Genomic DNA, 14468 nt, shown 5'->3' on the forward strand with positions numbered 1-14468 from the left:
TTGGGGAGGTAAGGGCTACGGCTCCCCGTTTTTGTATACCAAGCTCCGGACGGCAGACAAGAGCAGCCATCAAGTGACCCGGAATTCCCCGCTCCGGCGGCCCGAACCTCCCGGAATCCCTCGAGAGGGAGACCGTCCGGATCCCCTTGGTATACAAATGGCGTCGGTCGTCAGACTGCGTCAGTCGCTCCCGAACAGAGTGCGCAGCGCCACCGTCCGGCTGTCCCGTACGTGCAGCAGCGTGCTCGCCCCCGCGGCCTCCGGGTCGCCGGCGGCGATGTGCCGGAACATCTCGGCGTGCTGGGCCCGCATGTGTTCCGGCTCCTCGCGCAACCCGAACAGGAGGCGGAGCTGCCAGCTGAGCTGCTCCATGACGCGGGCCAGCAGCGGGTTGCCCGTCATGGCGACGACGCCCTCGTGGAAGGCGGTGTGCGCGGCGACCTCCCGCGTGCCCTCGTGCGCGGCGGCCGCACGTTCCGCCTGCCGCAGGGTGACCTCCAGGGCCGCGAGCCCCTCAGGGTCGTGCGCCACCGCCCGGGCCGCGAGCCGGGACGCCTGGACGGCGAGCGGCTCCCACACCTCGTACAGGTGCTCCACGTCGGCGCGTTCAAGGCGTCGTACCCGCACGCCGCTGTGCGGCAGCAGCTCCAGCAGGCCCTCGGCGACGAGCGCGCGCAGCGCCTCGCGCACCGGGACGCGGGACATGCTCAGCTCCTCGGCGACCTCCCGCTCCACCAGCCGGGCGCCCTGCGCGTAACGCCGGTCGACGATGCGCTGTAGGACGGCCTCCCTGGCCTGGGCGCTGAGCGAGGTCGAGGAGCTCCGCGCCGTGCCGTCCGCGCCCGCCCCTGCGCCGCCCGTGTCCGCCGCCCCGCCGCCGCTCCTGCTGTTGTCCGCCACCTCGTACCGTCCTTCGTTCGGCGTGCCCTGCCTCGGGTGCGTGCCTCGGGCGAGGATAGACGGACGTGGCGCCGGTTCCCGGGCGGGAACCGGCGCCACGTCATGCGTACGGCACAGGCGTGATCAGGACGGCGGGATCAGGACGCGTCGCGGACGGTGCCGGTGACCACCGGGCCGTGCTGCGGCTGCCACTTCTCGTCGTACGTGGTCAGGCGGGCCCGCAGGGTCTCGGCAGGCTCGCGCTGCCGGTCGACGACGGTGGGGACGCTCACGTCGGCGCCCAGCCGGCCGGGCGGTACGGCGACGGAGAGGTACGTCCCGTTCTCCCACAGGCCGGACAGTGGCCGGGCCGGGTTCGGCGACTGGCCGAAGCTGTCCCCCAGCCACGCTGGGGCGACGTCCAGGGTCGACAGCTCCGTCCCGGTCGTGACCGGCAGGAGGCCGAACTCGCCCGACATTTCGATGTCCGCGGGCTCGGACAGCTTCATCCGCCAGGTCAGGCTGCGGCCCTCGGTGACGTCGGCCGCGACCGGCTCCAGGGTGATCTTCGGCATCGGGTCGTCGTTCCGTACGGTCACCCCGCCGCGGTGGGCGCCGACGACCGCGCTACCGACCGCCTTCACGAAGACGTCGTGCCTGGTCTCGTCGCCGTAGCGGGTGTTGCCGCGCACGGTCACCGGCAGGTCGATGTCCGTGCTGCCCTGACGTACCGTCACGACCCGGGAGGTGTACTCGTCGGCGCCGGGCTTCGGGACGAACAACCGGACCTGGCCGCTGCCGGATCCGGAGACCCGTACCGGGATCCGGTGGGTGCGCTCGCCCGAGTCGCCCTCGTCGACGGTGAGCCGGCCGATGTCGATGCGCGGCAGCGCGGCCGGACGGACCGCGGGCGTGCCGGGGCGCCAGCCCCAGGCGTCCATGAGCCAGGCCCGGCCTGCGTTGCCGCGCGGCGTGAGCTCGAGGGTCCGGACCTGCGTGAGGTCGAGACCGGCGCGGCGGGCGGCGGTCAGGGGCACGCGGATCTCGCGGCCCCAGAACGAGGCGGTGCGGTCGGTGCCGGGGAGTCCCTCGACGGCGACCCGGCCGAGTGCCGCTCGACGCCCGACGCCGTCGGCGACGGCGATGTCGAGCGCGGTCCCGGTGGCGTTGGGCGGGACGATCACCCGCAGGGCGAGGGCGTCGGCGCCGGCCAGGGAGACGGGCCGGTCGGTGCGCACCGTGGCGGTGCGGCCGGTGATCGGCGTCCCGGTCGGCGTTCCCGTGCCGGGGGTCGGCCGGGGAGTCGGCCAGAGCAGGGCGACGGCGTCGCGGCCCGGCTCGGGGGTGGTCTCCCAGCCGGCGAAGTGCGGCGACTGACCCTGGTCGCCGGCCGGCAGGCAGGCGCGGGTCGGCTCGGGGTGGATCTGGGCGCACAGGCGCCCGCCGCCGGTGACCTTCACCGCGGGGCCCGGAAGGAAGGCGGCGGTGCGGTGCCCGCCGACCGCGTGGGTGAGCACCTGCGCGGGTCCCGCGGAGGGCGCCCGGCGGCCGGTGCCGTCGAGCAGCGGGCGCACCCGGTCGTCGCCGGCGACGAACAGCCGGGCGGCGGCCGCGATGTACGTGGCGCCCGCGGTCTGCTGCTGGGCGGCCGTCAGGCGGGTGCGAGTGCCGGGCGAGCAGACTCGGTCGGTCGTCGTCTCGTCGGTCCAGAAGTCGTCGTCCGCCGGGGCCTCGGCCTGGCCCGGAGTCCACTCGGTGTTGAAGAAGTTGTGGTTGGCGCCGACCACGAACGCGGCGCTGTGCAGGGCCGCGCCGGTGCTGACGCCGCGCGTGCCGTCGACGTAGATCTGGCCCTGAAGGTCGGACACGTCGCCGTCGCAGCCGGGCAGGAGGGTGAGGGACGGCACGTCGGGGGCCGGGTTCTGGCCGAAGACGGTGGGTCCGATCAGCACGTTGCCGCGAATGTGCCAGCGGGCCGCGCCCGGTGCGCCGTCCTGGTCGGCGGGCGGCGCGTAGAGGCTGTCGAGCGCGGCGCGGTTGGCGCCCTCGCCGCCGCGCGAGTGGCCGACGAGCAGCACCCGGGACAGGTCGGCCCCGGCGACCGCGCGTACGGGGGCGGGCGCGCCGGACGGGTCGGCGGACCAGTCGGCCCAGCGGGAGAGGTGCAGCCGGATGAGGGAGGAGCGCGCCTGCGCGCCGCCGTCGTCGACGTCGCCGTCCTGCCCGTTGATGCCGTTGGCGGAGATGGAGAGGGTGACGTACCCCTGGGAGGCCAGGAGCTTCTGGCTCTGCAGGTAGCCGCGGTGGCTGGGCACCGGCTTCAGGCCGCCGGCGCAGGGCCAGTCGATGGACTGCTCGCCGCCCGCGCCGAAGCAGGTGTAGTGCCGGCCGTGCAGGAACAGCGCCACCGGGCGCTTCCCGGGCGCGTCGGTCGGGCCCACCACGGTCGCGCGCATCTCGACGGGGGTGGGGAACCCGGGCAGCCGGACCGCGGGGAGGTCGTACTCGCCGGTGGCGGTGCGGTAGTTGCCCGGTACGCCGGGGTCGACGTCGTTGGCGGGGAGCGGGGCCTCCTGCTTCGGAAGGGCGGGGGCACGGAAGCCGGAGCGCGGGGGCGCGGCCGTGGTGGTCGCGTCGAGCCGCCGGCCGCCGGCCAGGACGCGCAGTTCGCTCGGCGCGCCGATCTTCGTACCGTCCAGGGGCAGTTGGAAGGACCGGCCGTCGCGGCCGGCGATCGGTCGCCCGAGCAGCCGGTCGCCGGCGTAGAACTCGATGCGCGCGTCCCCCATCGGCACGCGCTTCGCCGCCGTCCAGACCAGCCGCCGCTCGGCCCCCGTCCCGGTGAGCCGCCACCCGTCGGGGAGGTCAGCCCCCGTGCCGCGGTCGGCGCTCACGGCCTTGGACGGGCTTCCGCCGGGCGAGGGCTGCGCGTACGCCGCTCCCGGTGACGCCGTCGCCAGGGCGAGTAAAGCCAAGGCCGTGGTCGCCACACGTGTCACACGTATCAAGATGGTGTACCTCGTCATCGGTCTCGTCGGGACGCACACGTTCCCCCGGCGCCCCTCTCGCCCCGGAGGATGCCAACGGGCGGGACGGGGTTGCCTCGTGACTGGACGTGAAACGGAACGGAAGGGTCGATTCGGTGGCGGACGATGTACTGAACCTGTGGCGTGCGAGGCTGGGCGAGGTGCCCGACTCGGTCTGGAGCCAAACCGGGCTGCGGGTGCTGATCCTCGCGGACAACGGGCTCACGAAGCTCTCGCCGGAGATCGCGCGGCTCCGGGAGCTGCGCACGCTCGACCTCGGTCACAACGCGCTCGCGGCGGTGCCGGGGGAACTGGGCGAACTGGCCGGGCTGAGCGACTTCCTGTACCTGCACGACAACCGACTGACGGAACTCCCGGCCTCACTGGGGAGGTTGACCCGACTCCGCTATCTCAACGCGGGCGAGAACCTCCTCACCCAACTCCCCGAGACCCTCGGGGACATGACCGGACTCGTCGAGCTGCGCGCTCAGCACAACCGGCTCACCACGCTGCCCGACTCCATCGGACGGCTGCGCGCGCTGCGCGAACTCTGGCTGCGGGGCAACGAGATCGCGTACCTGCCGCCGTCCGTCGCCGAGCTGCGCGAGCTGCGCCATCTCGACCTCCGGGAGAACGCGCTCACCGAAGTCCCGCATGCCCTGGCCGGCCTGCCGCTGCTGCGCCAGATCGATCTGCGGAGCAATCCGCTGAGCCGCCGCCTTCCGGACTGGCTCGCCGCGCTGCCGTCCCTGGAGAAGCTGGACCTGCGGTGGAACGGCTTCGAGCCGGGGGCGCCGCTGCTGGCCCGGCTGGAGCGGCGGGGGTGCGTGGTCCTGACGTGAACAGCCCTGGCGGGGTGGTCGTCCGGGGTCGTCGTCACAGCCCTGGCGGGGTGGTCGTCCCGGGCCGTCGTCACAGCCCTGGCGGGGTGGTCGTTCGAGGTCGTCGTCACAGCCCTGCCGCACCGTGCGCACACCCCTTCGAGGGGCCCTCTCAGCCAGATTTGGCCGGGTTCGTGGTTGTCCGACGCCGCGCGGCGGGCGACACTGCGGGGCGGCGTGCCCGCCCCCCTCCCCTCGGATCCCCTCGAAGGAGACCGTCGTGACGCAGCCCGAGTCGCCCCTCGTCGTCCTCGACCCGACCGGCGCCGACCGGCACGCCGAGCACCGGCTGCTGCGCGCCCGGGGCAGCGCGGCGCGGGTCGACGTGCTGGGCGTCGAGGCCTGGGCCGTCACCGATCCCGTGCTGCTGAAGAGCCTCTTGACCAGCCCCGACGTCTCCAAGGACGCGCGGGCGCACTGGCCCGCGTTCGGGGAGGTCGTGCAGACCTGGCCGCTCGCTCTGTGGGTCGCGGTGGAGAACATGTTCACGGCGTACGGGGCCGATCACCGGCGGCTGCGGCGGCTGGTCGCCCCGGCGTTCAGCGCCCGCCGCGTCGCGGACATGCGCGGCACCGTCGAGGCTCTCGCCGCTGAGCTGCTCGACGAGGTGGCATCGCTCCCGCCCGGCGCGGTGGTGGATCTGCGCGAGGCATTCGCACGGCCGCTGCCCATCGCGGTGATCGGCCACCTGATGGGCGTGCCGGCTGAGCAGAGCAAGGACTTCGGCTCGCTCGTCGACGGCGTCTTCGACACCACGCTGACGCGCGACGAGCAGATGGCCAACACGGCGCGGCTGTACGAGATCCTCGAAGCGCTCATCGAAGCCCGGCGCGGTGAGGGCGCGGGCGACGACATGACGTCGCTGCTCATCGCGGCGCGCGACGAGGAGGGCGCGGGCGAGGGCACAGGGTCGGCCCTGACGGACGCCGAGTTGCGTGACACGCTGCTGCTGATGATCAGCGCCGGGTACGAGACCACGGTCAACGTCATCGACCAGGCGGTCACGGCGCTTCTGCGCGACCGCGACCAGCTCGACCACGTCCGTTCCGGGCGGGCGCAGTGGAGCGACGTCGTCGAGGAGACGCTGCGGCACGAACCCGCCGTCGCGCACCTGCCGTTGCGCTTCGCCCTGACGGACATCACCCTGCCCGACGGGCAGCACATCGCCGAGGGCGAGGCGATCCTCTCCTCGTACGCCGCGGCCAACCGGCACCCCGACTGGCACGGCCCGGACGCCGACGCCTTCGACGCCACCCGCGCCCACATGGAGCACCTGGCGTTCGGGCACGGCGTCCACTTCTGCCTGGGCGCGCCCCTGGCCCGCCTGGAGGTCGCCACCGCGCTCTCCGCGTTCTTCGCCCGCTTCCCGAACGCCGAACTCGCCGTCTCCGCCGACGAGCTCTCTCCCCTGCCCTCCCTCATCAGCAACGGCCACGCCTCCCTGCCGGTCCGGCTGCGCCCGGCAACCCCTTGACGGCGGACCCCGCGCCCAGCGGCGCGGCGGCGCTGCTGTACCCGGGCGGCGATCGACGGGATTCTCGCCGGTCGCGCGTACACGGAGCTGGGCTGGCTGCCCGCCCCGGGCCCGGGCTCACTCGCCCAGGGTCTTCAGGTAGTGCTCGTTGTACATGATCCCGAGGACGTTGCCGAAGGGGTCGGTGACGGAGGCGGTGACGAAGCCGGGGCCGTACTCGGTGAGCGGCATGTACGGGGCCGCGCCCATGGACAGGAGGCGCTCCAGGGTGGCCTCGACGTTGTCGACGTGCCAATGGAGGACGGTCCCCCCGGGCGTCGTCGCCGCGCCTTCCGGGGCGAAGCGGCGGTCGATGATGCCGAGTTCGGTCTGGCGGTCGCCGATCCGGAACTCGTAGTACGCGGCCGGGGCGCCGTTGCCGGGGCGCTCGAAGTACGGCTGGACGTCGAGCAGTTCGGCGTACCAGTTCTTGGCGGCCTCGACGTCGTCGGCCCAGATGTTGACGGTGGCGGGTCCTCGCAGCATGGGGTTGCCCTTCCTTTTCCTTCGGTCGGTGACGAGCACGATCCTCGCGCCTAAAGTGCTCATCGACTGAGCACTTTTGTCGGGTGCTTTCGGAAGGAGTTCGGAACCATGCGGGCCGATCGTCTCGTCGCAGCTCTTCTGCTGCTCCAGGCACGCGGCCGGTTGACCGCCGCCGAACTCGCCGGCGAGCTGGACGTGTCCGTCGCGACCGCGCGGCGGGACCTGGAGGCGATGGCGGCCGCGGGGATCCCGGTGTACCCGCAGCCTGGTCGGGGTGGCGGCTGGGCGCTGGTGGGCGGGGCGCGGACGGATCTCAGCGGCTTGTCGGCGAACGAGGCGCAGGCCCTCTTCCTGCTGGTCGGCCCGGCGGCGTCGGTCTCCAGCGAGGCGAAGGCGGCGCTGCGGAAGCTGTTGGGCGCCCTGCCACGGACCTTCCGGGCCGATGCCGAAGCGGCGGCGAACGCCACCGTGGTCGATCCGACGCGCTGGGGCGAACGCGAGCGCCCCCGCCCCGAGATGGTCGGCCTGCTCCAGTCGGCGGTGGTGCGTCGGCAGCGGGTCAGCCTCGGGTACGTCGACGGCGCGGGGCGACGCACCGAGCGCCTGGTGGATCCGTGGGGGCTCGTCGACAAGGATGACGTCTGGTACCTGGTCGCGGGGACGGAGCGGGGCCGGCGAACCTTCCGCTTGGACCGCATCGCGGCGGCCGAGCCGACGCAGGAGGCGGCGGACCGGCCCGACGACTTCGCCCTGGCCGCGGCGTGGGACGAGATCGTGAGTGAGGTGGAGGAGCGGCGCTCGGGCACGTGGGCGACGCTGGTCGTCGATGCGCGATACGTACGCGTCCTACGGGACCGCTTCGGACGACACTGCCGCGTGGAGGGCGAGGAGCAGTCGGGGTCCGGACGGGTCCGGGTTCGGGTGGCCGCGCCGACGCCGCTGGACGTGGCCCGCCAACTGGCGGGCTGGGGCGGCCTCGTGGAGGTACGGGAACCAAAGGCCGTACGGGACGAGCTGGCGCGGTTGGGGGCGGAGCTGGTGCAGCGGTACGGCGTGGGGGCGGGGGCTGGGACCTCGGCCGGGGGTGGGGTGCGGACCTCGGCCGGGGGTGGGGCTGGGACCGAGGAGCCCGCGGCCGGAAGCGCGGCCCGGAGAGGAGCCCGTACCGAGACCGCGGCCGGAAGCGCGGCCGGGACGGCTGTCGGGACCGTGCGATGATCGCCGCATGACGGGCATACCTGCGCGGCACGCGCTCTTCCTGGCGGGACTGGCGCTCCTCACCACCGCGTGCGGGCTCGCGGCCGAGCTCGACCGTGAGGCGGATCCGGAGCGCACGGCGGCGCAGGCGCGCCCCACCGCCCCGCCGCCCGCCCCGTCGGTCTCCGGCCCGGGCGACACTCCTCCGTCCGCTGCCGTTTCCGGCTGCCCGGCCACGGGAGTGCGGGTGTCGACCGGCATGGTGAACGCGGCGATGGGGCTGCGCGCCATGCCCGTGACGCTCACGAACTGCGGTGGCGCCGACCAGAAGGTGAACGGTTACCCCGACGTCCGCGTACGCGACGTCGAGCGCAGGCCGATGGACGTCACCGTCCTCAAGGGACCGGGCCCGATCACCCAGCTCGACGACCCCGGCCCCCGTCTCGTGACCCTGAAGCCCGGCGAGTCCGCTCGCAGCGTCTTCGTCTGGCGCTACTCGGCCGTGGACGCGGCGACCCTCGACGGCAGCGGCGTGTACGTGGAGATCGCCCCTTCCCCGGGCGTCGCCCGGCAGACCGTGGAGCCCGAGGGCGGCCTGGACATCGGCGACACGGGGCTGTTGGGCACCACGGCCTGGCAGAAGGTCGTCGACTAGGGTCCGCCCCCTGCCACCCCGCCCGGCCCTATAGCCTCGCCCCCGTGAGCGCCCTGCAGCCGATCCACGACGAGCCCGTTCTCCGCTGCGCCCGGGACACAGGTGGGTCGCGCGCGGTCCGGCGCAGGTGGGCCGCCGGCGTGCTGAGCGGCTTGGTCATGTTGACGGTCGCGGGATGCGGCCCCAAGCAGCTGCCGCTCGTCGCGGTGTACGTGGACCCGCAGAGCACTCCTCAGGCACTCATGCGGCAGCCGTGCGACGACGACGGGCGGGTGCGGAGCCCCGAACTGCGCGGCACCCGAACGCAGCCGTCCGCCACCGACCCGTCTCCCACGGAGGAGCCGTGGATCGGCTGGGACGCCCCGGGGAGTCCCGAGGCCGCGGACTTCCCCGTGTTTGCGCCGCCGGCCGCGTGGGCGGCCGAGACCCGCGGGCCGCAGTCCCTTCTGCCCGGCTACACGTACGAGCTGTCGTTCGCCGACCCCGACGACTCCTACGTCTACAACGGGTTGGTGTCGTTCACGGCCGACGACCTCGCCCGACTCGCTCCCGGCCAGGTACTGACCCTCAAGGGCGCCATGCCCCGCGAAGCATTCGAGGACACCGCCCGCGCCGCCGCGTGCTGAAACGCGTCTGGCAGGCTGAGCGGGCCAGAAATCGTCCCCAAGGAGTCGCACATGCCCGGTCATCCCCCCGCCCCGTCCGGTCGGAACGCGGCTCGGGAGCGGTCGGACCTCGACCGCGTCAGGGCCTGGTGGCGCACCCTCGGCGGGGACGGGTTCGTCGTCCTGCCCCCGCCGACGCGGAGCCGCTACACACAGAGCGACGGGCACGAGGACGCCGCCGAGTTGTTCGCCGTACGGGGGCTGGGCGCCGATGCCTCTTTCGCGTACTGGCACTGGCAGTCCCACCAAACCTTCGACCGGTCCGGGGCGCTGACCGGTGAACTGATGCTGCACTGGGGCGGTGACCACGCGACCGTCGCCGCCGGGCTCGGGGCGGGGCCGGCCGGGTACAAGGTGGTCGACGGCGGGCCTGAGGGGGCCTTTCGGCTGGACAAGGTGACGTGCCTGGACGGGGCGGGGCTGCCCGATCCGGCGGATCCGGTCGGTGTCCGCCAGTTCCTCGACCGGATCGACACGCCCGTCGACCGCACCCGACTCCCCTACCGCTACAGCCCGCTGACCGAGGCCGAGACCGGCTGGCTCCACGACCGGCTGCGCGATCCGGTGGACGTGTCCACAATCGCCCCGTTCGTCGCCCCCCTTGAGCATCGGAACGCGCTCACCCACGACGAGGCGTCACTGCTGCTCGCGGCATGGCGGGACGAGTACGCCGGCCGACTCACCAAGTGGGGCGCATGGGCCCCGCTGCTGCACGCGCTCCTGCGCCACGATCACCCCGCCGCGTGGGAGACCGTCGCCGCCCTCGGGCCCGACGCGGCCGCCGTCCTCGGCCGGGTGCCGTCCGAGCGCGGCCTTGCCGTCGTGCGCGAACTGGCGCTCGCCGGCGCGCTCGCCGCGATCGCCCCCTGGCTGGCCGTGCACCGATCGATCCGCGAGCCCGACTGGGTACGGGCCGCGAGCGCGCTCGCGACCGAGCTCATCGGGCACGACGCTCCAGAGGCGTCGCTGCGGGTCCTCTCCACCGCGCTCACCGCGGCCGTGACCGCCGAGTGGCGGGACGCCGCGGGGCTCGACCACCGCGCGAGCCGTTCCTTCGCCGCGCTCGCCGCCGTCCGCTTCAGCACCGACGAACGGCTGCCGCGCGAACTGCGCGTCCTGGCCGCGGGCGCGGCCGTGGACCAGGTGGCCCACGTACGGGAGGAGGCCGCCCGGCTCGGCCCGGCCTACACCGACCTGACCGGCACCGCCGCGGCGGACGCGCTCGCCGCCGCCGACCGGTACGAGGCGGCCCGTGACGAGCTGCTCGCCGGTAGCGGCCCCGACCTGACCGCGTACGAAGGGTCGTTGGGCGACGTCTGGCACCGGTACCGGACGCCGAGCGAGGCCGACCTCCGCTGGCTGCGGGCCCGGGTGGCCGACGAGCGGACCGGAATGCAGGGGCTCGGGTTCTGCCTCGAACTGCTCTACGCCCACGGCGCGGCCACCGCGGCGGAGGTCGACGCGCTCGTGCCGCGGTGGAAGAAGGTCCTCACCAAGCAGTACCGCACGACGTACACCGAGTGGCGGCACCCGCTGGTCACGCTGACCTGCCTGGCGCTGGAACTGGGCCACCCGGTCGCCGCCGACCTGCTGGCCTGGTGGGCGAAGCCCAAGCCGCTGTGGAAGAACGACCAGCGGCTACTCACCCATCTCGGCGCGCCCGACGAGGCGAAGGCGGCCGAGCTGTGGGCCTTCGTGACCTCCGGCAGGGACGACTCCGGGCATCTGATGACCTGGGTGCTGCTGCGTGCGCGCCTCGACGGGGTGCACCCGCTGCGGGTCGCCGACGGGCTGTTCGACACGCCGAGTGTGCCTGAGTACGTCCTGAACCGGGTGCTGATCGGCGTGGCCGACCCGGCCCAGCCGCTGTGGCACTACGCCGTCGACGCGCGCAGCCGCAGCTGGTGGCAGCGGGCGCTGGAGGTCGCGGACCACCCCGAGCTGTCCGCCCGGGCCCGGGACCTGGGCCTTCGAACGGCCCGCGAGCACTGCCTGATCCGCCGCCCGGACCAGGTCCGCCCCGCACCGACCGAGGCGGAGCTCGCGACGGCGCGGGCCTGGATCGACGCCCGCTCCTGACGTCATGCGCCCGCTCCTGAGGCCCGCCCCGGACTCCTCGACCTCGGTCAGGGGTGCATCCGCGCACCCTTGAGGATCTTGTCGACGGCGTTGCGCGGGCCGTACACGGCGAGACCCACCAGGTCCAGCGCATCCCTCGACACGGCCCGTACCGCCGCACGGTTGTCCCGGTCGTTGCCGGTGGCGAAGAGGTCGGCGGTGAAGACGGCGCGTGGCAGCGAGCGCGCGAGCACCCGGCCGTGGGCGGCGGTCAGCGTCTCCTCGGCGCCCTCGAAGACGAGGACGGGCTGCCGGAACATCGGCAGGTACGGGGTGTCGTCGGCGTCGGCGTAGGGCTCGCCGATCACCTCGGGGTGCTGCGCACCGAGGCCGCTGACCAGGAACGCGGTGACGTTGAGCCGCTGCCAGGTCTCCAGGTCCTCGCGGAGCAGTACGGCGATCTTGGTGTCGAAGCGCACGGGAGCGACGGCGTGAGCGTCAGCGCTCCCGTCGGCGTGAGCGAGGACGTGGACGTGGTCGGTGTTCATGATCCGAGACTGCCGTCCCGTCCGCCGGACCGTCTTGTACATTCCTTGCATGGCAGCCCGCGAGCAGGTTTCCGCGTGGCGCCCGCACGTCCCGGGTGTCGTGGAAGTCTTCCACGCGCACTTCACGGAGCATGCGTACCCGATGCACGTCCACGAAGTGTGGACGCTGCTCATCGTGGACGCCGGGGTGGTCCGGTACGACCTGGACGGCCGCGAGCGCGGCACCCCGGACGACACGGTGTCCCTGCTTCCGCCGCAGGTGCCGCACAACGGCTCACCCGCGACCGCCGAGGGTTTCCGCAAGCGGGTCCTGTACCTGGACCTGAGCGAGCTGGACGAGAGCTTCGTCGGTCCGGCGGTGGACAGTCCCGACCTTGCCGACGCGCTGCTGCGGCGGCGCGTGGGGCAGCTGCACACGGCGCTGACGGAGCGGGGCGACGAGTTGGAGGCGCAGAGCCGCCTCGCCCTGATCTGCGAGCGGTTGCGCACGCACCTGCGTCCCCGGCTCGACGCCGGGCCGCGTCCGCCCGACCGGGGCGTGGCGCACGGCCTGCGCGAACTCCTCGACGAACGGCTCCTCCAGGGGGTCACCCTGGACGAGGCTGCGAAGCTGCTGCACGCCCATCCCACGCACCTGGTACGGGCGTTCAGCACCGCCTTCGGCATCGCACCGCACCAGTACCTGACCGCCCGCCGCGTCGATCGAGCCCGACGGCTGCTTCTGGACGGCATGCCGCTGGGAGAGACGGCGACGGCGGCCGGATTCTTCGACCAGCCGCATCTGAACCGGCACTTCAAGCGGGTCGTGGGCACGACGCCGGGTCGTTTCGCCCGCGGCGCCCGATGGGCAGGCCGTCAGGCGTGAGTGTTCCCCGTGCCGCTGGCCGCCAGGGTGGGCAGCGGGAGCGGTGGGCAGGCGTCGGGGCCGGCCGGGACGTGGACGGCACTCGGGGCGCCGGTCTCGATGTCCGCGATCAACCGGCGCAGGGCCGCGGTGCCGTGGGGTGCGGGGAGCCGGTCGTCCAGGGCCGCGAGGGTGCGCTGGGCGCGTCGCCAGGCGCGGCTGCTGCGGCCCTCCCGGTGGTCGACGAAGGCCAGTGCGTAGCGGGCGACCAGGCAGGACCAGGCGTCGCCGCTGATGCCGGGCTGGCTCAGGGCCCGGCGTGCGGTGCGGCGCGCGGCGTCCGGGGCGAGGGCGGCCTGGGTCACGGCGAGGGCGGCCAGGCTGACGGCGGGTGGCAGTCCGCCGGGGGCGAGCGGCGGGATCGTGTCGGCGGCCTCCTGGAAGTGCTCGGCCGCGCGCTCTGGTTCGCCTCGGTACAGGGCGAGGAGGCCCTGGACGTGGGCGATGCGCCCGACGGTGGCGTCGTCGCCGGCGAGGACGGCCGGCGGCCAGGCGTGGCGCAGGAGTTCGGCGGCCTCCTCGGGGCCGCCGGCGGCGGTGAGCCAGGCGGCCAGCCACATGCCGCGCGCGGTCAGCGGGCTGTCGGGGCGGCAGAACGGCAGCAGTCGCATCAAGTGTCGGCGGCCCTCGTCGCGTGCGTCGTACACGACCCACCAGAACCACAGGTCGAGCAGCGTCTCCAGGGCGGCCTCGGCCCGTTCGGGCTGCTGTGGGGCGTGGGCGAGCGCGGCCCTGAGGTCGTCCGCCTCGTCCTGGAGCAGGCGGACTGCCTGCCGCTGGCTGCCGGTGCTCCACAGGTTCTCGGCGACCGCGGCCGTCCGCTGGACGTGGATCGCGCGGCGCTCGGCAGCGACCTCGGACTCCCGGGCGGCGGCGAGCCGTTCGCGGCCGAAGTCGCGGGCGGCGGGGGCCATGCGGTAGCGGGGTTCGCGGATGCCCCCGGGGTCGCGCTCGAAGCTCAGCACCCCGACGGCCGCGAGGCGCGCCAGGCAGGCGGGTGCCCGGGAGGCGTCGAGGCCGCCGCCCGCGCAGACGAACACCGCCGTGGACTCGTCGAAGGGGCCGGCGAGGATGCTCGCGCGCGCCCACACGATGCGCTCGTCCCGGTCGCACAGGACGTAGGCGGCGGCGACGGCGTCGCGCAGCGAGCGGTGGCGCGGCACGGCGGTGCGCGGGCCGCTCAGCCAGACCTGGTGTCCTTCGAGCCGGTGCGCGAGCTCCGCCGCGTCATAGCGGTCGAGCTGCGCGGCGGCCAGTTCGACGGCCAGCGGAAGGCCGGCCAGGGCTCGGCAGACGTCGGTCGCCGCCCGCAGGTCGACGGCGTCGGCGTCGACGCCCGCAGCGCGCGCCCGTTGCAGGAACAGCTTGACGGCCGGCGCGAGGCGGCGGCCGGGTGCGGGTTCCATGGCGAGGGGCGTCGGCCGGAGCACGGCCTCGTCGCCGAGGCCGAGCGGCTTGCGGGCGGTGACCAGGACCCGTAGCGAGGGCACGAACTCCAGCAGGCTCTGGACCAGGCCCACGCACTCGGCGTGCACCGGGTCGACGTCGTCGAGGACGAGCAGCACGTCGGCCGCGCGCCAGTGGTGGGCCAGGACGCGGATGTCGGCCTCGGCGCGCGGGCGTCGGGTTCCGATGGCCGCCTCGAGGACGGCCGCC

12 protein-coding genes are annotated in these 14468 nt (G+C 74.1%); 7 read left to right on the forward strand and 5 right to left on the reverse strand.

All coding sequences use genetic code 11. The features are described from left to right. Nucleotides 1–180: 180 nt before the first annotated feature. Both VIU94_RS09235 and VIU94_RS09240 read right to left on the reverse strand, forming a co-directional pair. Nucleotides 181–900: a GntR family transcriptional regulator gene (locus VIU94_RS09235; RefSeq protein ID WP_331909500.1), complete on the reverse strand. Its 720-nt coding sequence runs from the start codon at nucleotides 898–900 to the stop codon at nucleotides 181–183. A 137-nt stretch (nucleotides 901–1037) separates the two neighbouring features. Further along, nucleotides 1038–3887, reverse strand: a complete 2850-nt coding sequence (locus tag VIU94_RS09240; RefSeq protein WP_414720914.1) for a hypothetical protein — start codon at nucleotides 3885–3887, stop codon at nucleotides 1038–1040. Nucleotides 3888–4021: 134 nt separating this feature from the next. On the opposite strand from VIU94_RS09240, the gene VIU94_RS09245 reads away from it, so the two are divergent. After that, complete coding sequence (locus tag VIU94_RS09245; RefSeq protein ID WP_331909504.1) at nucleotides 4022–4747, forward strand: leucine-rich repeat domain-containing protein; 726 nt, start codon at nucleotides 4022–4024, stop codon at nucleotides 4745–4747. Nucleotides 4748–5006: 259 nt separating this feature from the next. Further along, nucleotides 5007–6260: a cytochrome P450 family protein gene (locus VIU94_RS09250; protein ID WP_331909506.1), complete on the forward strand. Its 1254-nt coding sequence runs from the start codon at nucleotides 5007–5009 to the stop codon at nucleotides 6258–6260. Between the two features lie 117 nt (nucleotides 6261–6377). On the opposite strand, the gene VIU94_RS09255 is transcribed toward VIU94_RS09250, so the two are convergent. Then, complete coding sequence (locus tag VIU94_RS09255) at nucleotides 6378–6785, reverse strand: VOC family protein (protein WP_331909508.1); 408 nt, start codon at nucleotides 6783–6785, stop codon at nucleotides 6378–6380. A 108-nt stretch (nucleotides 6786–6893) separates the two neighbouring features. Between VIU94_RS09255 and VIU94_RS09260 the strand changes: the two genes are divergently transcribed. From VIU94_RS09260 to VIU94_RS09275, 4 genes are read left to right on the forward strand one after another with little or no spacing between them, the layout of a single operon-like run. After that, nucleotides 6894–8003 (forward strand): helix-turn-helix transcriptional regulator, encoded by a 1110-nt coding sequence (locus tag VIU94_RS09260; protein WP_331909510.1) that lies wholly within the window; start codon nucleotides 6894–6896, stop codon nucleotides 8001–8003. Nucleotides 8004–8010: 7 nt separating this feature from the next. Continuing rightward, entirely contained in the window at nucleotides 8011–8637 is a 627-nt protein-coding gene (locus VIU94_RS09265) for a DUF4232 domain-containing protein (protein WP_331909512.1), read from the forward strand. 44 nt (nucleotides 8638–8681) lie between these two features. After that, the gene (locus VIU94_RS09270) at nucleotides 8682–9263 is read left to right on the forward strand and encodes a hypothetical protein (RefSeq protein ID WP_331909514.1); all 582 of its coding nucleotides are present in this window, start codon (nucleotides 8682–8684) and stop codon (nucleotides 9261–9263) included. Nucleotides 9264–9314: 51 nt separating this feature from the next. Beyond that, nucleotides 9315–11381 (forward strand): hypothetical protein, encoded by a 2067-nt coding sequence (locus VIU94_RS09275; protein ID WP_331909516.1) that lies wholly within the window; start codon nucleotides 9315–9317, stop codon nucleotides 11379–11381. A gap of 47 nt (nucleotides 11382–11428) precedes the next feature. Here the strand turns inward: VIU94_RS09275 and VIU94_RS09280 are convergent, their stop codons facing one another. Then, nucleotides 11429–11908 (reverse strand): PTH2-like family protein, encoded by a 480-nt coding sequence (locus VIU94_RS09280; protein WP_331909518.1) that lies wholly within the window; start codon nucleotides 11906–11908, stop codon nucleotides 11429–11431. A 49-nt stretch (nucleotides 11909–11957) separates the two neighbouring features. Between VIU94_RS09280 and VIU94_RS09285 the strand changes: the two genes are divergently transcribed. Then, nucleotides 11958–12773: a helix-turn-helix transcriptional regulator gene (locus VIU94_RS09285; protein WP_331909520.1), complete on the forward strand. Its 816-nt coding sequence runs from the start codon at nucleotides 11958–11960 to the stop codon at nucleotides 12771–12773. Here VIU94_RS09285 and VIU94_RS09290 read toward each other — a convergent pair. Beyond that, nucleotides 12764–14468: ATP-binding protein (locus VIU94_RS09290; RefSeq protein WP_331909522.1), on the reverse strand; the 1705-nt coding region annotated here is incomplete at its 5' end. The two genes, VIU94_RS09285 and VIU94_RS09290, sit on opposite strands and share 10 nt — an antisense overlap.

This window comes from Streptomyces sp., assembly GCF_036566765.1.
GTDB lineage: Bacteria > Actinomycetota > Actinomycetes > Streptomycetales > Streptomycetaceae > Streptomyces.

Coding starts and splice junctions, on each gene's coding strand:
- VIU94_RS09265 (WP_331909512.1), top strand. CDS start 8,011: ATGACGGGCATACCTGCGCGGCACGCGCTCTTCCTGGCGGGACTGGCG.
- VIU94_RS09255 (WP_331909508.1), bottom strand. CDS start 6,785: ATGCTGCGAGGACCCGCCACCGTCAACATCTGGGCCGACGACGTCGAG.
- VIU94_RS09260 (WP_331909510.1), top strand. CDS start 6,894: ATGCGGGCCGATCGTCTCGTCGCAGCTCTTCTGCTGCTCCAGGCACGC.
- VIU94_RS09275 (WP_331909516.1), top strand. CDS start 9,315: ATGCCCGGTCATCCCCCCGCCCCGTCCGGTCGGAACGCGGCTCGGGAG.
- VIU94_RS09285 (WP_331909520.1), top strand. CDS start 11,958: ATGGCAGCCCGCGAGCAGGTTTCCGCGTGGCGCCCGCACGTCCCGGGT.
- VIU94_RS09280 (WP_331909518.1), bottom strand. CDS start 11,908: ATGAACACCGACCACGTCCACGTCCTCGCTCACGCCGACGGGAGCGCT.